Genomic DNA, 19,602 nt, shown 5'->3' with positions numbered 1-19,602 from the left:
TTATTTTCCTCGGGTGCCCAGAGGAAGCGTCATACGCGTGAGGATAATGCTGCTGTCACCTTGCTTACTGGCGTGAAATTCCAGCGTATCGATGGGAAGCCCCTTTTCAAGTTGCAGCTGCCACAGCCATGACATAAACGCCTCCACGTCGATCGCCGCAGCGGTGACCTCCAGTGTTTCATCCTTCTGACTAATCTTCACCGTTAGGCCTGCCTGTTTTGCATCGGCAACGACTGTATTTACTAAGGTTGTAGCCCCATTGCGTATAGGCAGTAGACCCCGTCCGGAGGCCTGTTTTTCCAGCCAATCCGTGTCGCGCTTCAGCTTTTGACAACGTAGTTGCAGCGTGTCGACGGCGCGAGACAGCGGAAGATAGAGGCCGAAGCTGTACAGGATGAAAGGAGTAAGGACGATTAACGCCACGTACAATACTCGTTCGTTTCCGTTTTTCTGTGATAGCCAGTTCTTTAAGCGATTAATCATTGCGTAGCGTCCACAATCCTTGTTGATGTTTTTCAATTCGCAGCGATAGTCCTGACGCGTCAGCGGCAATAAATTGTTTGACGGTGGCCTCATCAGGGGCAAAAAGCAAAATCCGTAGCAAACCTTGTTTGCGATCGTAGTCCACGCCCTCAAGCGATAACGTCGGAAACGTCGACATACCCTCATGTAACCGCTGCAGAATCGGGAGCGGTGCGGGAAAGGTGCGTTGCAACTGCGACGGGAGAAAGGCCTTCATGTTGTTTCGGTGCGGGTTGTCGGGTATGTAGCTTTGCCACAGCACCTGCTGTCGGTTTTTCAATTGCTGTTCAAGAGTATGGAGTTGCCAGTAAAGTCCCGCCTGGGTAAGGAGCGCAACACCAGCGGCCAGCAACACGCAACCGACGGCCACTTTTTTCAGGCGGCCCATGAGAAGTCTCGCCCTGTCGCCATCGGTAACGCGCCCGTGCAGCAGGTTGACTGTGTGGGCTTGAGGATACAGGGCGAGCAGTGGCTGCAGCGCGTGGACGCTATCGTCATGACCGATATTCGTAAGTGGGCCATAACAGAACAGCCGCGCGGGTCGATAGTGAGCAAGCAAATGTTCAAGCCAAATGTCGGACAGACAACAGGCACGCCCTTCGTGTGTTCTGACCAGCCAGGCGTCTTTATCGCGCCAAAGCGTCCAGCCCTCTTCAGTCACAGGCAGTGCGAGCGCGTCGAGCGTCACGTGGCAAAGGTTAAAACCGGCATCAAGAAAAGGCATTAACCTGGCCTTGAGCCAGGCGAGATCAATACCCACGACCCTGAGTTCCTCGTTGTGGTGACATAGGATCGTCCAGTGGTGTACTGGTTGCCCCTCATCCAGTGTCTCATCCGCCAGCCACTGTAATTTTTGGGCGGTCAACTCGTAGCCGCTTGTCGGGACGGTTAACGTTCTGAAGGTTGCCTTCTGTACCGGAAGGAGGAGGTGAGTCGGACGGTCTGCCTGTTGGCGCGCCAGCCCCGACAGCGAGGCACCCGGCTCCAGCGAGTGTATCTCGCAGCGGCTCTGTTCATCATACAGCGTCCATTCCAGAGGGCCATCCGGCGCTTCGGAAAGACGAATGAGTAAAGTAGAAGAGGTCGTTAACATCCTTTTAATCTTCCTCGCCCGCAATGAGCTGGCGCTGATAAATCTTAAACGTGCTGTTTTTGTCGTCATAAAGCAGTGTGGTGATCATTCCGGCGTTCAGTTCGCCCTGTTGGGCGGAAGCGACAATGCGAAAATAGCTGCTGCGGGTGGTCAGTAATTTCTTGACCACGTCCACTAGCGGCCTGGCAGCGCTAAACTCTTTTTGTGCCAGCCAGGTAAATTCGTCCACGCTTTTCCAGCCCCCCTCGGGACGTTTGTTTAGCAATGCTTTGGCATCTTCTACAGTGAGGTCATTACTAAACAGGGCGGCAAGCAGCGGGGCGTCCTCCTCTTTAAGGCGGTTAATATTGATAGAAAGGCTTGAGCTAAACTGGGCGCAAATGTATGGAGACAATTTTTGATAGAGTGCCGGCGTCATTCCTTTTACCCTGCGAACTTCGCTGGGAAGATAAAACAGCTGGTTTGCCGGTAATGGTTTAAGCGCCTCTTGCTGATAGTACTCGTCTTCCGCGCCGTACCGCCGCGGTGTTGTATCCGGGTCTATTGCATCGGCCAGCGAGTCCACAATCTCTCTCGCCTGCGTTTTCTCTACTCCTGCTTGTTCGAGCAGTGCGGTGAATACGGTGATGCTATAGGGTGGGGTCGCTAACGGTTCCGTCGGAGCTAAGGCCAGCGCATTGAGGTTATAGCAATGCTGAGCGTCTTCATAACGCCAGTTCACCTGCGTGGTGTCGCTGAGGATCCGCTTACCGGCAGGCTCCGGCTTTTCTTCAGGAACGGTTTTGCTTTGCAACGCCTTTTGTAGATCTGCACGCGCCTGCGCCTCCGAGTAGAAGAGCGCGTATTTGACCTGCAGCGTATCGTTAATCCTGCGACTTCTCTGCAGCTGTGTCTGGAAGCTTATCGTCATATCAGCCGCCAGTGCGGCCATTAGCGCCATAAATAGCAGAGTGATCAATAGCGCCGATCCCTTTTCACGTTTCATTTCGCCGCCTCCATAAGAGGACTATTTTCCTGCACTTTCGGGAACCAGGGCGGCAGAATGTAGATGCGGCGGATTTGCTCCTGATCCTGTAGCTCGAGCGTGAGGCTGATTGTAGACAGTGTGCCGCCGTCTTCACTGGCCTGGAAGCGGGCGGTGAAATGCGATACGTCATTTAGCATCGGTCTCGGCGGCATCTGCTTATCGCTATCAGCCGTTGGGCGTACGGCGCGATACAGTACGCCATTTTTCACAAACCAGTGGACGGTTACCAGATTGGGCGTGACGTCAAACGGCGCGGTGCTATCCGGTGCCAGCGTCGAAAAGATCATCCCTTCCGTCTCGATAAACATTGGCTGGTTGGTCTGGCGATTATTACGCGGTACATACTGAGTCAGATCGCGGTTGAGCATCCGTTCGGTGCGCTGTAGCGCGTTGAATTTTTCCGCAACCGTCTGTGCCCGTTGGTGCTGTTCCGTCGCCTGTGAGAAAACGAGTGATGCCAGGAAGCTCAACGTGGAGAAAATAGCGATGGCCAGCATAACTTCCAGCAGCGTAAAGCCTGTCTCCTTGCTCATTTTTTTGGCTCCTGAGCAGCATCGGGCACGGTCCATGAATACAGTTGCCGCGTGCGTCCATCCGGTGATGTCACCTCAATCAGAGTGCGGCCGATTGGCGGCTCTCCCACGGTGGTCTGGGTCATTTGCCAGCTGAAGTTATAGCCGCTTTGCTCTGCCTGGCCGTGTGCAGGACCCGCTTCAATGAGTGCATTGTCGGCGGTCCACAGCGCCAGCGTCTCCTGGCGCAGCGTATCGGTGGCAGTGAGTTGCCATTGCATGCTGCTGAGCAGAGCGATGACAGTAGTGGCCATAATCACCATTGCCAGCAACACCTCCAGCAGCATCATGCCGCTTTGCCGAGGATTCATGGCTGCTCCTGGGCGACCGTCAGCGTCAGCGGAAGGCTACCCTCGCTGGCGAGCGTCAACACCCGGCGACGATCGCTATCCCTGAACGTCAGGATAAACGGTACCAGCTGGCCGTCGGGTGTAATGACAATTTGCGGCTGTCCGTATTCAGAAGCCGGTGCGATCTCAATGTAAAAACCATCAAGCCAGTGGCCGGTGAGATGTAATGAATCAGCTTTTTCGATCTCGACCCATCTCCAGCCCATGTGGGGATCGTATTTCGGATGCGCGTAAAACCATCCTTCCTGTGTCACACGGATCCCAATGGCAGTGTTTTCCAGCAACGCCTCATCGGCAGCAAATTCCACAATCTGCCGGAAAGCATCCACTTTTTGCCGCAACCTTCCAGTCTCGCTCAGGCGAGCGTTCTGCGAGGAGACGACAATTGATGCCATGACGGCGATAATCGCGACCACCAGCATTACCTCCAGCAGTGTAAATCCTTTTTGCCGCTCCATGCTTAAGGCGTCTTCTTATCGATTTCCCAGTTGTTAATATCATCGGCGGTACCCGTTTCACCGTCCGGCCCCGTTGAACTGATGTCTATAGCGCCATGCTCCCCCGGGCTAATTAACAGGTAATCGTTACCCCACGGATCGGTTGGTAGTCGGCGGATATAGCCGCCCGCGCTGTAGTTTTCCGCACGGGGCGCGAGTGTCGGCGCGGTGATAAGCGCATTTAGACCCTGTTCGGTGGTGGGGTAGCGATGGTTGTCGAGCTTGTACATGTCCAGTGCACTTTCCAGCGCCACAAGATCGCTCACCGCTTTTTGTCGATCCGCCCGGTCTTTGTTGCCCATCAGATTGGGAACAACGAGACTGGCCAGGACACCGAGAATCACGATGACCACCATTAATTCCATCAGCGTAAAACCCTGCTGTTTATGGCTGTACGTTCTTTCCATTGCCTTTCCTTAGTTCATTAACGAGTTGAGCTGCAAGATGGGTTGCATCACCGATACGACGATAAACAGAACAATCATTGCCATTATGACGATCAGCGCGGGCTCAAAGATGGCCAGCGTTATCGCGATGCGATTTTGTAACTGAACGTCCTGGTTTTCGGTGGCCCGCTGCATGAGCTCGCCGAGTTGACACTTTTTTCACCCGAGGCAATCATATACAGCATCATGGGCGGGAAAATGGCGGTCTTTTCTAACGAGCGGCAGACGCTGTTTCCCTGCCGTACACTTTCGGCGGCTTCAGCCAGGCGCTGGCGGATCTCCAGATTGCTCACCCCCTCGGCCGCAAGCGACATCCCCTGTAACAGCGGGACACCGCTACCGTTGAGGATGCTTAAGGCGCGCAAATAGCGCGCGCTATTGACGGAGCATACCAGTGGCGCCGTCAAGCGAACGGTGATCAACGCGCGATGAAAACGCAGGCGATTGCCCTTTTTTCGCAGCCAGCGGACAAATAATGTTGCCGCCAGCACGAGGCTTAGCAGGAGTACCGGACCGTAAGTAGACAGCGCTCCACTGATAGCCAGAAGAATTCGGGTCGTAAGCGGTAGGGCGTGCTGCAGATGAACAAACTGTTCGGCGACTTTGGGCACTACCGTTGTGAGCAGAATCGCTACCACCAGGATAGCGACCGTCGTTAACAGGGTGGGGTAGATCAGCGCCTGCATTAGTTTGCCGCGCATCCTCTGTCGTGCTTCGTTGTAATCTGCGAGTCTTTCAAGCACTTTCCCGAGTTGTCCCACCGTTTCCCCCGCTTTTACCAGCGTACAAAATACCGCGTCGAACAGGCGCGGGTGCGATTGCATCGCTGTGGAGAGGGATTGTCCTTCGAGAATGGCCTGGCGCAGTGCGTTAATGATCGTCGATAGATTTTTGTTCTCTTTTTGCTGCTGAATAGCCGCCAGCGCCTCATCCAGTGGTAGTGCGGCGGCGACAAGCGTAGCGAGCTGTCGGGTAAAAAGGGTTAGCTCGCTGTGGCGGATACGTTTGGTTGACCATCGCAACGTCCTCGAGACTTTTTGCGACCGGATTACCTGCGGAAGCAAGCCCTGACCACGCAGCCAGGCGACCACTTCTCGCTCGCTTTGCGCGTCCAGCGTGCCTTTTGTCGCGTTACCCTGAAGGTCTGTTGCCTGCCAGAAAAATTTCATCACAGATTCTCCGGTGTGATCTGCGCTTCCGACGTGACGCGCAAGACCTCTTCAAGCGAGGTGAGCCCTTCAACGGCCACCCGCACGCCGTTAGCAAGCAGGCTGTGGTGCCGCTGCTGGCGAAGCTGTTCCAGCCGCTGTTCGTTTGCCTCTTCATGGATCGCAGCGCGCAGTTCAGATGTAATCAGTAACAGCTCGTGGATGGCCAGCCGCCCGTGATAGCCGCTGTGGCGGCAGGCCGGACACCCCTTTGCTCGCCAGAGTTGCCTGGCGTTAGCCCCTTGCGCCTGCAGCAGTGCCCGCTGTGCATCAGTGAGGGGATGCGGCGTTTTACAATGCGGGCACAGTCGCCGCACCAGCCGCTGCGCAATAATGCCCACCAGCGAGGAGGAGAGTAAAAACGGCTCAATGTTCATATCCCGCAGGCGGGTGATTGCACCTGCGGCGCTATTGGTGTGTAACGTCGATAAGACAAGGTGGCCTGTCAGCGAGGCCTGTACTGCAATCTGGGCGGTTTCACCATCGCGTATCTCACCCACCATCACCACATCCGGATCCTGACGCAGGATGGCGCGAAGCCCGCGGGCAAAAGACATATCCACACGGCTGTTCACCTGCGTCTGACCAATACCCTCCAGTTCGTATTCGATTGGATCTTCAACCGTGAGAATATTGCGCCCCGGATTATTCAGTGCGGAGAGGATGGCGTAGAGCGTGGTGCTCTTACCTGAGCCCGTCGGCCCGGTGACCAGGATTATGCCGTGCGGCAGGGCGATCAGGCGTTTAAGATTGTCGGCATCGTCGGGCGACATATCCAGCCTGTCGATGGAAAGCCGCAGGCTGCTTTTATCCAGCAGGCGAAGCACCACGCGTTCACCGTGCTGAGAGGGGAGGGTTGAGACTCGGACGTCAATGTTACGATGACCAATCTTTAGTGTGATACGCCCGTCCTGAGGCAAACGTTTCTCGGCGATATCCAGTTTCGCCATCACCTTAATGCGCGAGATGAGCAGCGAGGCTAGTTTTTTATTAGGCTGAACAACGGGATGCAAGACGCCGTCCACACGAAAGCGAATGCTCATTGTCTTTTCAAACACTTCGATGTGGATATCGGAAGCATGTTCTTTAATTGCTTCGCCCAGTACGGCGTTGATAAGCCGGATCACGGGCGCGTCAGACTCTTCATTGAGGAGGTCTTCGTTTGTAGGTATCTCTTCCGAGAGTGCATTAAGGTCGTCCGAGTTATTGAGATCTTCAGCGATCAGCTGGGCGGTACCGCTGTCCTGTTGGAAAATCTGCTCCAGTCTCTCTTCAAACTGCTGCGGTGACAGGCGAGTGAATGTTCGACATTCCACCCCAGAAGTGGCGGCGTCCAGTAGCGGCTCTAACTGCGTATCATCGGCATAGATCAGCTCGCCGTGATGGATAACGACTCCCTGCTGCTGCGCCTTTCGCCAGGTGAGCTGTGTCATTTTTCGTCCGGGCCGCTAAAAGGATTGCTGGTGCGCGGGTTAGCCGGTTTGTCGAAAATGTGGCTATCTAGCTGCTCAATATCATCGACACCTGGCAGTGTGCCGTCACGTTTTGTCTTCCGTTCTTTTTGCAGATCGCTGAAGCGTGAGTATTTCTCTTGTGAGAGCGAACGATACACATCGTCACTGCGAATGATGGTGGGACGGATAAACACCATCAGATTGCGTTTGCTCTTTTCATTGGAGGTATAACGGAACAACTGTCCAATCAACGGGATGTCGCCCAGCAGCGGGACCTTAGAGACTTCTTGCTTACTGGCATCATCCATCAAGCCGCCAAGCACCACCGTTTCGCCGCTTTTCACCAGAACCGCGTTCTGGATAGTACGCGTATTAAAGGTTGGGCCGAGCGATGACGAGTTTGCGGAGGAGTCAACGCTTGATACCTCCTGCTCAATCTCCATCAGTACGGCATCGCCTTCGTTGATTTGTGGTGTTACCTTCAGCTTGGTGCCCACCGTTTTACGTTCAACCGTGTTGAACACGTTATCGCCGGAGGTGGTTTGTGAGCCAGAAAGCACCGGCACATCCTGACCGACGTTGAAGGAGGCTTCTTTGTTATCCAGAGTGACAATGCTCGGCGTGGATAAAATATCGTTCTTATTATCGGAGCTCAGCGCAGTAAGGAGCACTGCCCAGTCGCCGTTGAAGAAGCCAGCTGCCAGGCCGCTATAGTTGCTGAAGAGATCGTAAGCGGGGTTATCGCTGGTAATACCACCCTGTTTTTTAAATTCATCGATCCCCTGCGCGGCGTTAAATATCGGCAGGCCCGAATTGCTGAACTGCTGGGCACCGACGTTTTTATTCGCCCATTGCACGCCAAGGTTCATTCCTTTCCCGTCCTGTACTTCAACGATAATCGCTTCGACAAGAACCTGAGCGCGGCGGATATCCAGTTTCTCAATGACCGGCGCCAGCTGCTGCAGTATGCTCTGATTGGCCGTGATTACCAGCGAGTTGGTCTGCTCATCCGCAGTTATAGAAACGGAGGTATTGCTGTCGGCCGTTTTTCCCGCTGCGCTTTTATCCTCTTTTAGCTTTTGTGAAATGCCGGTCAGTACCTCGACCAGCTTCTCGGCTTTGGCATACTTCAGATACCAGACGCGGGTATTCCCCTGTCCCTGTTCTTCGCGATCCAGTCTGGAAACCAGTTGCGAGATACGCGCACGTGCACGGTCAGAGCCGCTGATGATAAGGGTATTGCTGCGTTTGTCGGCAACAATACGTGCCTGTAACGTGGCGGGTCTGGTCTCTTTGCCGCTCTCGCGTGATAGATCGTTTAACACGTCTGCCAGGTCGACAGCGGAGGCATAGCGAAGGGGGATTATTTGTTCTTTCTCGCTGCCCATGACATCTACCCGCTTTACGACCTCAAACAGACGATTAACGGTAGATGCTTTACCGGTGATGATGAGTACATTCGATGGTTCATAATGAACCACATTACCCACCTTACCGCCTTCGAGCATCTGGCGAAGAAGAGGTGAGAGCGCGCGTGCAGGAACATTTTCCAGCGGCACAATGCGTGTCACTAATTCATCGCCCTGACCTGGTCGGTCGCTAGACGAAAGCCTGCCGGGCAGCGCTTTGACCTTTTCCGAACGTACGACCTTTAAAAAACCGTTATCGAGCGTGATGATAGAGAATCCATACAGATCGAGGACGCTCAAGAAAAATTGATAATACTCGGCTTCATTGAAGGTATCGGCGCTTCTGATTGAGATGGTGGCTTTCACATCGGGATCTATAAGAATGGTTTTACCGATGTTTTGCCCGACGACATCGACAAAAGAACGGATATCCGCGTCGTTAAAATTGGCCGTGTAATTGGCAGCCTGCGCCGGTTGGCCGCATAGGGAGATCAACAGTACGAGTGAAATGCTCTTTAAAAGAAAGCGGGGCGTAATTCGCACCATTTAGTTTTCCTTAACATCCTGGAACTGCGTATTAGAGTGTGGATTATCAGTCAATGCAGGCGTTGAGGCGCGCGCCAGGTTCTCGTGAGATGCGGATTTCAGCAGCGATAATTGCTTTATCTTTCCTGCACGAGAAAAAATTACCTGATTTTTCGTAATCGCAACGATGTGTACTGATGGCTCCGAACGTAGCGACTGATTTATCGCATAAATATTCTGCTGCGATCCTTCTTTGAGGATAGCTCGTGAGGCGTCATTGTGAGAGCTAAATATAATTCCGCTCAATATTACCCCTGATAAAAAAACATCTAAGTGACTTTTCGTTGCGGCAGGCTGGAAATCTACCGCAGGCTGCGCGGAGAGACGCCAGACCTGCGTAGAGGGCGTACGTAAAGACGGCAAGGTAATCTGCGACTCTTGCGCTAATTGTCGATTATTATGCCATTTACTATACGAAATATAGATTGAACCAAATGTGATCATGATGCTGATGAATATTAATAAAACAAATGTGTGCTGTAAAAGCTGCTCATGCTTCAGGAATATGTTCTTTGTAATCATGATGACTTTATTAAATTTGCTGTGGCGTAATTCTGCTTCACTGTTAGTATGCTGGATAATATAATTGCGCCGGTGAGGCGGCAAGATATTTACTTTGCTGTCGGTCATTTTAGGAAAACGATAATATACAGTTATGTGATTATTCATGGATGAAATAAATAATACTCTTACTCTTCGGCAGAAACATATTATTTCTTATGGTCTCGAAACCCTGCAACGCGAGGCGTGGCTTGCCATCGAAGGGGTAAGCGGCGCAGGGAAAACCACTATTGGATTGGCTATGGCGAAGTCTTTTGCCGGACGTGCGCTGATGCTTACTCCCGTCAACGTTAGCGGATACCGACAGGAATGGACGGTGATTTATGACAGCGAGGCCGACTGCAATCTGATTGGACGGTTACTTCCGGTTACCGCGGCGTGGCCCAGCCTTCTGAGCGAATTGCATACCGGATCGGAAGGAGCGCTTCTGATCGTTCTCGACAATTGTCATTGCCTCATGCATTTTGCTAGCACGGTCCAGCAGGTTAAGGCTATTTTTCCTGGCGCACGTTTCATTACGTTGGGAGCGTTTACCCCCCGGCAGCGTCGTCAAACGGTATGCAGACAGCCTGTGTGGTTGTCTATCCCTCAACCCACTCGGGAGGAGAGTGAGCACGTTATCGTCTGTCATGCTGGTATAGATTCTGCGTTACCGGTGTCGTTTATTAACCGGATCGCCAGCGTAAGTAGGGGAAATCTTCGTCTGTTGGCAAGAGCAGGATGGTGTCTTCGCCAGGTTATACCCCCTGATGCAGCGCTTCCGCTGGAGATAACCCAGGATGCACAACGAGCGGTACTCCGTTGTTTACCCGCACGTCGTAATCGTCTGGCGTGTTTCTTTACATTCGTTCTGCTGGCTACTGCGGGGATGACCGTAGGCTGGTCTTCTGCCAATACCTTATCCCACTGGTTTCCGGCATTTTCATCGCCGTTTCTGGTTTTGCCTTCGCATGCTGACGCCAGCCAGGTCGATCTGACAGATGAGATCATGTCGACTCAGGATGCGATGGGACTTTTGTATCACGTCTGGGGCTACGATGCCGAAAAGGGAGAAGCGTGGTGCGATCAGGCCTACCGTGCAAATTTAACCTGCCTGTCGGGTACTTCGACGCAGGAGGCGCTGGAGAAACTGGGGGTTCCGTGGATTGCGCAGCTGCACGTTGCTGAAAAGAACGTACCGGTGGTGATTATCGGCGTAAGCGACAGCGAGCTTATTGCATTGGCGGGGCAAAAAACCTGGCGCCTCAGAAAGGATTGGTTTAACGAGGTTTGGCGCGGGCATTACACCTTAATGTGGAAACTGTCTCCCGACGGCAAGTCTATGATTACCCGTAAAAGCAGCGTCGACGACATTCTATGGCTGGATATCATGCTTAGCCGCGTGCTGAATACCGAGGCCGAGAATACTGGTGAATGGACGGGGCTGCTCACCGAAAAGGTACGCCAGTTTCAGTCTCAAAACCACCTGGTAACCGACGGCATGATCGGCCAGGGGACGCTGATACGGCTTTGGCAGGCGTTGGGTGAAAGCCCCGAATTGCTTCGGGAACAGGAGACGAAATGATGTTCAGACTCTATTGCTCGGCCCGGCAGGTGGCTTTTGAGCCTGCGCCGGGGCACCAGCGTCGCACGCTAGTTCGCCTCGCACTCATGTTTATCGGCAGCATCGGCTATCTTTTCCTCTTTATTCTGGCGGGCTATTACGTGCGCAACTGGCTCTGGTGCTCGCCGTCAATCACTCCAGCAGCACAACATTATGTCCTTTCGAAGGAGCATTTCATCTATAAACAAAAGCCGCTGCCGGAACCTGTGCCTGAAGAGAATGAGGAGGAGGCTGACTCGGCCGCTGCTCAAACAGACGAGGACGAGGCTGATGAAGATGTATCTACTTACAACAGGCAGCATGATAACACCTCGCTTGAGGCGCGGGTAAAGCAGGCGATGGCAGAAATTGACAGTAAGTAAGCCCGGCTAACCCGTGGTTGATTATTATCGACACAGTTAGCTTGCAATAATGCGGCAAATACGTATAATGCGCGGGCTTGTCGTAATTGACGGCGGGTTCAATCAGAACCAGAGTAGCTCACTTTGTTACTCAACAATGCTCCCAATTGGGGAGCTACGTAAGAACGGTTACACTCTCCCATCAATCGTAATGGGTTTGAGGAGTAATCATTTTCGTTTATAAAATAATTGGAGCTCTGGTCTCATGCAGAACCAAAGAATCCGTATCCGCCTTAAAGCGTTTGATCATCGTCTGATCGATCAATCAACCGCGGAAATCGTCGAGACTGCTAAGCGCACTGGTGCGCAAGTCCGTGGTCCGATCCCGCTGCCGACCCGCAAAGAGCGCTTCACCGTTCTGATCTCCCCGCACGTCAACAAAGACGCGCGCGATCAGTACGAAATCCGCACTCACAAGCGTCTGGTTGACATCGTTGAGCCAACTGAGAAAACCGTTGATGCTCTGATGCGTCTGGATCTGGCTGCCGGTGTAGACGTGCAGATCAGCCTGGGTTAATCAGGTCATCGAGCGATTGAGAGGTTGAAACAATGATTGGTTTAGTCGGTAAAAAAGTGGGTATGACCCGCATCTTCACTGAAGATGGCGTTTCTATCCCAGTAACCGTAATCGAAGTTGAAGCAAACCGCGTTACTCAGGTTAAAGATCTGGCTAACGATGGCTACCGCGCTATTCAGGTTACCACTGGTGCTAAAAAAGCTAACCGTGTAACCAAACCAGAAGCGGGTCACTTCGCTAAAGCTGGCGTAGAAGCTGGCCGTGGTCTGTGGGAATTCCGTCTTGCTGAAGGCGAAGAGTTCACCGTAGGTCAGGACATTAGCGTTGAGCTGTTTGCTGACGTTAAAAAAGTTGACGTAACCGGTACCTCTAAAGGTAAAGGTTTTGCTGGTACCGTTAAGCGCTGGAACTTCCGTACCCAGGACGCTACTCACGGTAACTCCTTGTCTCACCGCGTTCCGGGTTCTATCGGTCAGAACCAGACTCCGGGCAAAGTGTTCAAAGGCAAGAAAATGGCAGGTCAGCTGGGTAACGAACGTGTAACCGTTCAGAGCCTGGACGTAGTACGTGTTGACGCTGAGCGCAACCTGCTGCTGGTTAAAGGTGCGGTCCCGGGTGCAACCGGTAGCGACCTGATCGTTAAACCAGCTGTGAAGGCGTAAGGGGATAGCAATGGAATTAGTATTGAAAGACGCGCAGAGCGCGCTGACTGTTTCCGAAACTACCTTCGGTCGTGATTTCAACGAAGCGCTGGTTCACCAGGTTGTTGTTGCTTATGCAGCTGGTGCTCGTCAGGGTACTCGTGCTCAGAAGACTCGTGCTGAAGTAACTGGTTCTGGCAAAAAGCCATGGCGCCAGAAAGGTACCGGCCGTGCGCGTTCAGGTTCTATCAAGAGCCCGATCTGGCGTTCAGGTGGCGTGACCTTCGCTGCGCGTCCACAGGACCACAGTCAAAAAGTTAACAAAAAGATGTACCGCGGCGCGCTGAAAAGCATCCTGTCCGAACTGGTACGTCAGGATCGTCTGATCGTTGTCGAGAAGTTCTCTGTTGAAGCGCCTAAAACTAAGCTGCTGGCACAGAAACTGAAAGACATGGCTCTGGAAGATGTGCTGATCATCACCGGTGAGCTGGACGAGAACCTGTTCCTGGCCGCACGTAACCTGCACAAGGTTGACGTACGCGATGCGACTGGTATCGACCCGGTTAGCCTGATCGCCTTCGACAAAGTCGTAATGACTGCTGATGCTGTTAAGCAAGTTGAGGAGATGCTGGCATGATTCGTGAAGAACGTCTGCTGAAGGTGCTTCGCGCACCGCACGTTTCTGAAAAAGCGTCTACTGCGATGGAAAAAACAAACACCATCGTTCTCAAAGTTGCTAAAGACGCGACCAAAGCAGAGATCAAAGCTGCTGTGCAGAAACTGTTTGAAGTCGAAGTCGAAGTCGTTAACACCCTGGTAGTTAAAGGGAAAGTTAAACGTCACGGACAGCGTATCGGTCGTCGTAGCGACTGGAAAAAAGCTTACGTCACCCTGAAAGAAGGCCAGAATCTGGACTTCGTTGGCGGCGCTGAGTAAGTCGGAGGAGTAATACAATGGCAGTTGTTAAATGTAAACCGACATCTCCGGGTCGTCGCCACGTAGTTAAAGTGGTTAACCCTGAGCTGCACAAGGGCAAACCTTTTGCTCCGTTGCTGGAAAAAAACAGCAAATCCGGTGGTCGTAACAACAATGGCCGTATCACCACTCGTCACATCGGTGGTGGCCACAAGCAGGCTTATCGTATTGTTGACTTCAAACGCAACAAAGACGGTATCCCAGCAGTTGTTGAGCGTCTTGAGTACGATCCGAACCGTTCCGCGAACATCGCGCTGGTTCTGTACAAAGACGGCGAGCGCCGTTACATCCTGGCCCCTAAAGGCCTGAAAGCTGGCGACCAGATTCAGTCTGGCGTTGATGCTGCAATCAAAGCAGGCAACACCCTGCCGATGCGCAATATCCCGGTTGGTTCTACCGTTCATAACGTAGAAATGAAACCAGGTAAAGGCGGTCAGCTGGCACGTTCCGCTGGTACTTACGTTCAGATCGTTGCGCGTGATGGTGCTTATGTCACCCTGCGTCTGCGTTCTGGTGAAATGCGTAAAGTTGAAGCAGACTGCCGCGCTACTCTGGGCGAAGTTGGCAATGCTGAGCATATGCTGCGCGTTCTGGGTAAAGCTGGTGCTGCACGCTGGCGTGGTGTTCGTCCTACCGTTCGCGGTACTGCGATGAACCCAGTCGATCACCCACATGGTGGTGGTGAAGGTCGTAACTTTGGTAAGCACCCGGTAACTCCGTGGGGCGTTCAGACCAAAGGTAAGAAGACCCGCAGCAACAAGCGTACTGATAAATTTATCGTACGTCGCCGTAGCAAATAATTTTAGAGGATAAGCCATGCCACGTTCTCTCAAGAAAGGTCCTTTTATTGACCTGCACTTGCTGAAGAAGGTAGAGAAAGCGGTGGAAAGCGGAGACAAGAAGCCCCTGCGCACTTGGTCCCGTCGTTCAACGATCTTTCCTAACATGATCGGTTTGACCATCGCTGTCCATAATGGTCGTCAGCACGTTCCAGTCTTTGTTACCGACGAAATGGTTGGTCACAAACTGGGTGAATTCGCACCGACTCGTACTTATCGCGGCCACGCTGCTGATAAAAAAGCGAAGAAGAAATAAGGTAGGAGGAAGAGATGGAAACTTTAGCTCAACATCGCCATGCTCGTTCTTCTGCACAGAAGGTTCGCCTTGTTGCTGACCTGATTCGCGGTAAGAAAGTGTCGCAGGCCCTGGACATCCTGACCTATACCAACAAGAAAGCTGCGGTATTGGTCAAGAAAGTACTGGAATCTGCCATTGCTAACGCTGAACACAACGATGGCGCTGACATCGACGATCTGAAAGTCGCGAAAATTTTCGTAGATGAAGGCCCAAGCATGAAGCGCATTATGCCGCGTGCGAAAGGTCGTGCAGATCGCATCCTGAAGCGCACCAGCCACATTACTGTGGTTGTGTCCGATCGCTGAGACTCTGGAGACTAGCAATGGGTCAGAAAGTACATCCTAATGGTATTCGCCTGGGTATTGTAAAACCATGGAACTCTACCTGGTTTGCGAACACCAAAGAATTCGCTGACAACCTGGACAGCGATTTTAAAGTACGTCAGTACCTGACTAAGGAACTGGCTAAAGCGTCTGTATCTCGTATCGTTATCGAGCGTCCAGCTAAGAGCATCCGTGTGACTATTCACACTGCTCGTCCTGGCATCGTTATCGGTAAGAAAGGCGAAGACGTAGAAAAACTGCGCAAGGTCGTAGCGGATATCGCTGGCGTTCCTGCACAGATCAATATCGCTGAAGTTCGTAAGCCTGAACTGGACGCTAAATTGGTTGCTGACAGCATCACTTCTCAGCTGGAACGTCGTGTTATGTTCCGTCGTGCTATGAAGCGTGCTGTACAGAACGCAATGCGTCTGGGCGCTAAAGGTATCAAAGTTGAAGTTAGCGGCCGTCTGGGCGGCGCGGAAATCGCACGTACCGAATGGTACCGTGAAGGTCGCGTACCGCTGCACACTCTGCGTGCTGACATCGACTACAACACCTCTGAAGCGCACACCACTTACGGTGTAATCGGCGTTAAGGTATGGATCTTCAAAGGTGAGATCCTGGGTGGTATGGCTGCTGTTGAACAACCGGAAAAACCGGCTGCTCAACCTAAAAAGCAGCAGCGTAAAGGCCGTAAATAAGGAGCGTCGCTGATGTTACAACCAAAGCGTACAAAATTCCGTAAAGTGCACAAAGGCCGCAACCGTGGTCTGGCGCAGGGTACGGATGTTAGCTTCGGCACTTTCGGTCTGAAAGCTGTTGGCCGTGGTCGTCTGACTGCACGTCAGATCGAAGCAGCACGTCGTGCAATGACCCGTGCAGTTAAGCGTCAAGGTAAGATCTGGATCCGTGTATTCCCGGACAAACCGATCACCGAGAAGCCGCTGGAAGTTCGTATGGGTAAAGGTAAAGGTAACGTGGAGTACTGGGTTGCCTTGATCCAACCGGGCAAAGTCCTTTATGAAATGGACGGTGTTCCGGAAGAGCTGGCCCGTGAAGCCTTCGGCCTGGCAGCAGCGAAACTGCCTATCAAAACCACCTTTGTAACTAAGACGGTGATGTAATGAAAGCAAAAGAGCTGCGTGAAAAAAGCGTTGAAGAGCTGAACGCTGAGCTGCTGAACCTGCTGCGTGAGCAGTTCAACCTGCGTATGCAGGCTGCAAGTGGCCAGCTGCAACAGACTCACCTGCTGAAGCAAGTGCGTCGCAATGTTGCACGCGTTAAGACTTTACTGACTCAGAAGGCGGGTGCGTAATGACCGATAAAATCCGTACTCTGCAAGGTCGTGTTGTTAGCGACAAAATGGAGAAATCCATTGTTGTAGCTATCGAACGTATTGTGAAACACCCGATCTACGGTAAATTCATCAAGCGTACGACCAAACTGCACGTACATGACGAGAACAACGAATGTGGTATCGGCGACAAGGTTGAAATCCGTGAATGCCGTCCACTGTCCAAGACTAAGTCCTGGACGCTGGTTCGCGTTGTAGAGAAAGCGGTTCTGTAATACAGTACGCCTTCTCAATACGAATAAACGGCTCAGCGATGAGCCGTTTATTTTTTCTACCCATATTGCAGAAGCGGTGTTATAATGCCGCGCCCTCGATATGGGGCTTTTTAACGGCTCTGATTTTAGAGTCTCAGGTAGTAGTTGACATTAGCGGAGCACTAAAATGATCCAAGAACAGACTATGCTGAACGTCGCCGACAACTCCGGTGCACGTCGCGTAATGTGTATCAAGGTTCTGGGTGGCTCGCACCGTCGCTACGCAGGCGTAGGCGACATCATCAAGATCACCATCAAGGAAGCAATTCCACGTGGTAAGGTCAAAAAAGGTGATGTGCTGAAGGCGGTAGTGGTGCGCACCAAGAAGGGTGTTCGTCGCCCTGACGGTTCTGTCATTCGCTTCGATGGTAATGCATGCGTTATTTTAAACAATAACAGCGAGCAGCCTATCGGCACGCGTATCTTTGGGCCGGTAACTCGTGAACTTCGTACTGAGAAGTTCATGAAAATTATCTCTCTGGCACCAGAAGTACTCTAAGGAGCGAATCATGGCAGCGAAAATCCGTCGTGATGACGAAGTTATCGTGTTAACCGGTAAAGATAAAGGTAAACGCGGTAAAGTAAAAAATGTTCTGTCTTCCGGCAAACTTGTCGTTGAAGGTATCAACCTGGTTAAGAAACATCAGAAGCCGGTTCCGGCCCTGAACCAACCAGGCGGCATCGTTGAAAAAGAAGCTGCTATTCAGGTTTCTAACGTTGCAATCTTCAATGCGGCTACCGGCAAGGCTGACCGTGTAGGCTTTAGATTCGAAGACGGCAAAAAAGTCCGTTTCTTCAAGTCTAACAGCGAAACTATCAAGTAATTTGGAGTAGTACGATGGCGAAACTGCATGATTACTACAAAGACGAAGTAGTTAAGAAACTCATGACCGAGTTTAACTACAATTCTGTCATGCAAGTCCCTCGGGTCGAGAAGATCACCCTGAACATGGGTGTTGGTGAAGCGATCGCTGACAAGAAACTGCTGGATAACGCAGCAGCTGATCTGACAGCAATCTCCGGTCAAAAACCGCTGATCACCAAAGCACGCAAATCTGTTGCAGGCTTCAAAATCCGTCAGGGCTATCCGATCGGCTGTAAAGTAACTCTGCGTGGCGAACGCATGTGGGAGTTCTTTGAGCGCCTGATCACTATTGCTGTTCCACGTATCCGTGACTTCCGTGGCCTGTCCGCGAAGTCTTTCGACGGTCGTGGTAACTACAGCATGGGTGTCCGTGAGCAGATCATCTTCCCAGAAATCGACTACGATAAAGTCGACCGCGTGCGTGGTTTGGATATTACCATTACCACTACTGCGAAATCTGACGAAGAAGGCCGTGCTCTGCTGGCTGCCTTTGACTTCCCGTTCCGCAAGTAAGGTAGGGTTACTGAATGGCTAAGCAATCAATGAAAGCACGCGAAGTAAAGCGCGTAGCTTTAGCTGATAAATTCTTCGCTAAACGCGCTGAACTGAAAGCGATCATTTCTGATGTGAACGCTTCCGACGAAGATCGTTGGAATGCGGTTCTCAAGCTGCAGTCTCTGCCGCGTGATTCCAGCCCGTCTCGTCAGCGTAACCGCTGTCGTCAAACAGGTCGTCCACATGGTTATGTGGGCAAGTTTGGGTTGAGCCGTATCAAACTGCGTGAAGCCGCCATGCGCGGTGAAGTGCCAGGCTTGAAAAAGGCTAGCTGGTAATTACCAATTGAATCACGGGAGTAAAGACAGATGAGCATGCAAGATCCGATCGCGGATATGCTGACCCGTATCCGTAACGGTCAGGCCGCGAACAAAGTTGCGGTCACCATGCCTTCCGCCAAGCTGAAAGTGGCAATTGCCAACGTGCTGAAGGAAGAAGGTTTTATCGAAGATTTTAAAGTTGAAGGCGACACCAAGCCGGAACTGGAACTTACTCTCAAGTATTTCCAGGGTAAAGCTGTTGTAGAAAGCATTCAGCGTGTCAGCCGCCCAGGCCTGCGCATCTATAAGAAAAAAGATGAGCTGCCAAAAGTTATGGCTGGCCTTGGTATCGCAGTTGTTTCTACCTCTAAAGGTGTTATGACTGATCGTGCAGCGCGCCAGGCTGGTCTTGGTGGCGAAATTATCTGCTACGTAGCCTAATCGGAGGAAAGAATGTCTCGTGTTGCTAAAGCACCGGTCGTTATTCCTGCCGGCGTTGATGTAAAAATCGACGGTCAGGTTATTACGATCAAAGGTAAAAACGGCGAGCTGACTCGTACCCTCAACAAAGCTGTTGAAGTTAAACATGCAGATAACGCTCTGACCTTCGGTCCACGTGATGGTTTCGTGGATGGATGGGCTCAGGCTGGTACCGCGCGTGCCCTGCTGAACTCAATGGTTGTTGGTGTTACCGAAGGCTTCACTAAAAAGCTTCAGCTGGTTGGTGTAGGTTATCGTGCAGCTATCAAAGGGAATGCAGTAGGCCTGTCTCTGGGCTTCTCACACCCTGTTGAGCATCCGCTGCCGGCCGGTATCACTGCAGAATGTCCGACTCAAACTGAAATCGTGCTGAAAGGCGCTGATAAACAGCTGATCGGCCAGGTTGCAGCAGATCTGCGCGCCTACCGTCGTCCTGAGCCTTACAAAGGCAAGGGTGTTCGTTACGCCGACGAAGTCGTGCGTACCAAAGAGGCTAAGAAGAAGTAAGGTAAC

At 52.2% G+C, this 19,602-nt stretch carries 29 protein-coding genes and 1 pseudogene; 19 read left to right on the top strand and 11 right to left on the bottom strand.

Annotation, left to right across the window (positions count from 1 at the left end; all coding sequences use genetic code 11):
- The 11 genes and pseudogenes from gspM to V1603_RS00940 all read right to left on the bottom strand — a co-directional run bounded on the left by gspM (nucleotide 1) and on the right by V1603_RS00940 (nucleotide 9,793).
- Nucleotides 1-483, bottom strand: coding sequence for a type II secretion system protein GspM (gspM, locus tag V1603_RS00990; RefSeq protein WP_233003705.1), 483 nt, complete (start codon nucleotides 481-483; stop codon nucleotides 1-3).
- On the bottom strand, nucleotides 476-1,615 hold the full coding sequence (gspL, locus tag V1603_RS00985; protein WP_233003704.1) for a type II secretion system protein GspL: 1,140 nt from the start codon (nucleotides 1,613-1,615) through the stop codon (nucleotides 476-478). The genes gspM and gspL overlap by 8 nt, the downstream gene beginning before the upstream one ends.
- A gap of 4 nt (nucleotides 1,616-1,619) precedes the next feature.
- Entirely contained in the window at nucleotides 1,620-2,600 is a 981-nt protein-coding gene (gspK, locus tag V1603_RS00980) for a type II secretion system minor pseudopilin GspK (RefSeq protein ID WP_395313393.1), read from the bottom strand.
- A complete protein-coding gene (locus tag V1603_RS00975) occupies nucleotides 2,597-3,175 on the bottom strand; it encodes a type II secretion system protein J (protein WP_233003702.1) in 579 nt (192 codons plus the stop codon). Before V1603_RS00975 ends, gspK begins: the two co-directional genes overlap by 4 nt.
- Entirely contained in the window at nucleotides 3,172-3,525 is a 354-nt protein-coding gene (gene gspI, locus V1603_RS00970; protein WP_395313392.1) for a type II secretion system minor pseudopilin GspI, read from the bottom strand. Before gspI ends, V1603_RS00975 begins: the two co-directional genes overlap by 4 nt.
- Nucleotides 3,522-4,022: a type II secretion system minor pseudopilin GspH gene (gene gspH, locus V1603_RS00965; protein WP_395313391.1), complete on the bottom strand. Its 501-nt coding sequence runs from the start codon at nucleotides 4,020-4,022 to the stop codon at nucleotides 3,522-3,524. The genes gspI and gspH overlap by 4 nt, the downstream gene beginning before the upstream one ends.
- Before the next feature lie 2 nt (nucleotides 4,023-4,024).
- The gene (gspG, locus tag V1603_RS00960) at nucleotides 4,025-4,468 is read right to left on the bottom strand and encodes a type II secretion system major pseudopilin GspG (protein WP_233003699.1); all 444 of its coding nucleotides are present in this window, start codon (nucleotides 4,466-4,468) and stop codon (nucleotides 4,025-4,027) included.
- A gap of 9 nt (nucleotides 4,469-4,477) precedes the next feature.
- Nucleotides 4,478-5,676: pseudogene (gspF, locus tag V1603_RS00955) on the bottom strand (type II secretion system inner membrane protein GspF).
- Nucleotides 5,676-7,148, bottom strand: coding sequence for a type II secretion system ATPase GspE (gene gspE, locus V1603_RS00950; protein WP_395313390.1), 1,473 nt, complete (start codon nucleotides 7,146-7,148; stop codon nucleotides 5,676-5,678). Before gspE ends, gspF begins: the two are co-directional and overlap by 1 nt.
- Nucleotides 7,145-9,124 carry a type II secretion system secretin GspD gene (gspD, locus tag V1603_RS00945; protein WP_395313389.1) on the bottom strand — a complete coding sequence of 660 codons (1,980 nt, stop codon included), beginning with the start codon at nucleotides 9,122-9,124 and terminating at the stop codon, nucleotides 7,145-7,147. Before gspD ends, gspE begins: the two co-directional genes overlap by 4 nt.
- A complete protein-coding gene (locus tag V1603_RS00940) occupies nucleotides 9,125-9,793 on the bottom strand; it encodes a type II secretion system protein N (protein WP_395313388.1) in 669 nt (222 codons plus the stop codon). It abuts the gene before it with no gap.
- Nucleotides 9,794-9,830: 37 nt separating this feature from the next.
- On the opposite strand from V1603_RS00940, the gene V1603_RS00935 reads away from it, so the two are divergent.
- The 19 genes from V1603_RS00935 to rplF all read left to right on the top strand — a co-directional run bounded on the left by V1603_RS00935 (nucleotide 9,831) and on the right by rplF (nucleotide 19,596).
- On the top strand, nucleotides 9,831-11,288 hold the full coding sequence (locus tag V1603_RS00935; protein ID WP_395313387.1) for a peptidoglycan-binding domain-containing protein: 1,458 nt from the start codon (nucleotides 9,831-9,833) through the stop codon (nucleotides 11,286-11,288).
- The gene (locus tag V1603_RS00930; RefSeq protein WP_395313386.1) at nucleotides 11,285-11,689 is read left to right on the top strand and encodes a hypothetical protein; all 405 of its coding nucleotides are present in this window, start codon (nucleotides 11,285-11,287) and stop codon (nucleotides 11,687-11,689) included. Before V1603_RS00935 ends, V1603_RS00930 begins: the two co-directional genes overlap by 4 nt.
- A gap of 244 nt (nucleotides 11,690-11,933) precedes the next feature.
- On the top strand, nucleotides 11,934-12,245 hold the full coding sequence (gene rpsJ / locus V1603_RS00925; RefSeq protein ID WP_001181005.1) for a 30S ribosomal protein S10: 312 nt from the start codon (nucleotides 11,934-11,936) through the stop codon (nucleotides 12,243-12,245).
- A 32-nt stretch (nucleotides 12,246-12,277) separates the two neighbouring features.
- Nucleotides 12,278-12,907, top strand: a complete 630-nt coding sequence (gene rplC, locus V1603_RS00920) for a 50S ribosomal protein L3 (RefSeq protein ID WP_003863274.1) — start codon at nucleotides 12,278-12,280, stop codon at nucleotides 12,905-12,907.
- A 10-nt stretch (nucleotides 12,908-12,917) separates the two neighbouring features.
- Complete coding sequence (gene rplD, locus V1603_RS00915) at nucleotides 12,918-13,523, top strand: 50S ribosomal protein L4 (RefSeq protein WP_000424395.1); 606 nt, start codon at nucleotides 12,918-12,920, stop codon at nucleotides 13,521-13,523.
- Nucleotides 13,520-13,822 (top strand): 50S ribosomal protein L23, encoded by a 303-nt coding sequence (rplW, locus tag V1603_RS00910; RefSeq protein WP_000617546.1) that lies wholly within the window; start codon nucleotides 13,520-13,522, stop codon nucleotides 13,820-13,822. The genes rplD and rplW overlap by 4 nt, the downstream gene beginning before the upstream one ends.
- A gap of 17 nt (nucleotides 13,823-13,839) precedes the next feature.
- Complete coding sequence (gene rplB, locus V1603_RS00905) at nucleotides 13,840-14,661, top strand: 50S ribosomal protein L2 (protein ID WP_000301859.1); 822 nt, start codon at nucleotides 13,840-13,842, stop codon at nucleotides 14,659-14,661.
- A 16-nt stretch (nucleotides 14,662-14,677) separates the two neighbouring features.
- Nucleotides 14,678-14,956 (top strand): 30S ribosomal protein S19, encoded by a 279-nt coding sequence (gene rpsS, locus V1603_RS00900; RefSeq protein WP_001138117.1) that lies wholly within the window; start codon nucleotides 14,678-14,680, stop codon nucleotides 14,954-14,956.
- 14 nt (nucleotides 14,957-14,970) lie between these two features.
- Complete coding sequence (gene rplV / locus V1603_RS00895; RefSeq protein ID WP_002919773.1) at nucleotides 14,971-15,303, top strand: 50S ribosomal protein L22; 333 nt, start codon at nucleotides 14,971-14,973, stop codon at nucleotides 15,301-15,303.
- A 17-nt stretch (nucleotides 15,304-15,320) separates the two neighbouring features.
- Nucleotides 15,321-16,022: a 30S ribosomal protein S3 gene (gene rpsC / locus V1603_RS00890; RefSeq protein WP_000529945.1), complete on the top strand. Its 702-nt coding sequence runs from the start codon at nucleotides 15,321-15,323 to the stop codon at nucleotides 16,020-16,022.
- Between the two features lie 12 nt (nucleotides 16,023-16,034).
- Nucleotides 16,035-16,445, top strand: a complete 411-nt coding sequence (rplP, locus tag V1603_RS00885; RefSeq protein WP_002919759.1) for a 50S ribosomal protein L16 — start codon at nucleotides 16,035-16,037, stop codon at nucleotides 16,443-16,445.
- Nucleotides 16,445-16,636, top strand: a complete 192-nt coding sequence (gene rpmC, locus V1603_RS00880; RefSeq protein ID WP_003863282.1) for a 50S ribosomal protein L29 — start codon at nucleotides 16,445-16,447, stop codon at nucleotides 16,634-16,636. The genes rplP and rpmC overlap by 1 nt, the downstream gene beginning before the upstream one ends.
- Complete coding sequence (rpsQ, locus tag V1603_RS00875) at nucleotides 16,636-16,890, top strand: 30S ribosomal protein S17 (protein WP_008503489.1); 255 nt, start codon at nucleotides 16,636-16,638, stop codon at nucleotides 16,888-16,890. Before rpmC ends, rpsQ begins: the two co-directional genes overlap by 1 nt.
- Before the next feature lie 166 nt (nucleotides 16,891-17,056).
- Nucleotides 17,057-17,428: a 50S ribosomal protein L14 gene (gene rplN / locus V1603_RS00870; RefSeq protein WP_002919748.1), complete on the top strand. Its 372-nt coding sequence runs from the start codon at nucleotides 17,057-17,059 to the stop codon at nucleotides 17,426-17,428.
- A 10-nt stretch (nucleotides 17,429-17,438) separates the two neighbouring features.
- Nucleotides 17,439-17,753: a 50S ribosomal protein L24 gene (gene rplX / locus V1603_RS00865; RefSeq protein ID WP_003863287.1), complete on the top strand. Its 315-nt coding sequence runs from the start codon at nucleotides 17,439-17,441 to the stop codon at nucleotides 17,751-17,753.
- A 14-nt stretch (nucleotides 17,754-17,767) separates the two neighbouring features.
- Nucleotides 17,768-18,307, top strand: a complete 540-nt coding sequence (rplE, locus tag V1603_RS00860; protein ID WP_001096202.1) for a 50S ribosomal protein L5 — start codon at nucleotides 17,768-17,770, stop codon at nucleotides 18,305-18,307.
- Between the two features lie 14 nt (nucleotides 18,308-18,321).
- Entirely contained in the window at nucleotides 18,322-18,627 is a 306-nt protein-coding gene (rpsN, locus tag V1603_RS00855; RefSeq protein WP_003863291.1) for a 30S ribosomal protein S14, read from the top strand.
- A gap of 30 nt (nucleotides 18,628-18,657) precedes the next feature.
- A complete protein-coding gene (rpsH, locus tag V1603_RS00850; protein WP_006178918.1) occupies nucleotides 18,658-19,050 on the top strand; it encodes a 30S ribosomal protein S8 in 393 nt (130 codons plus the stop codon).
- Nucleotides 19,051-19,062: 12 nt separating this feature from the next.
- Nucleotides 19,063-19,596 carry a 50S ribosomal protein L6 gene (gene rplF / locus V1603_RS00845; RefSeq protein ID WP_003863296.1) on the top strand — a complete coding sequence of 178 codons (534 nt, stop codon included), beginning with the start codon at nucleotides 19,063-19,065 and terminating at the stop codon, nucleotides 19,594-19,596.
- The last annotated feature ends 6 nt before the right edge of the window (nucleotides 19,597-19,602 follow it).

Source organism: Enterobacter sp. ECC-219 (assembly GCF_043966805.1).
Classification (GTDB): Bacteria; Pseudomonadota; Gammaproteobacteria; order Enterobacterales; family Enterobacteriaceae; genus Enterobacter; species Enterobacter cloacae_N.
Note: the sequence above shows the minus strand (reverse complement) of the source record. Positions and strands in the feature narration are given on the sequence as shown.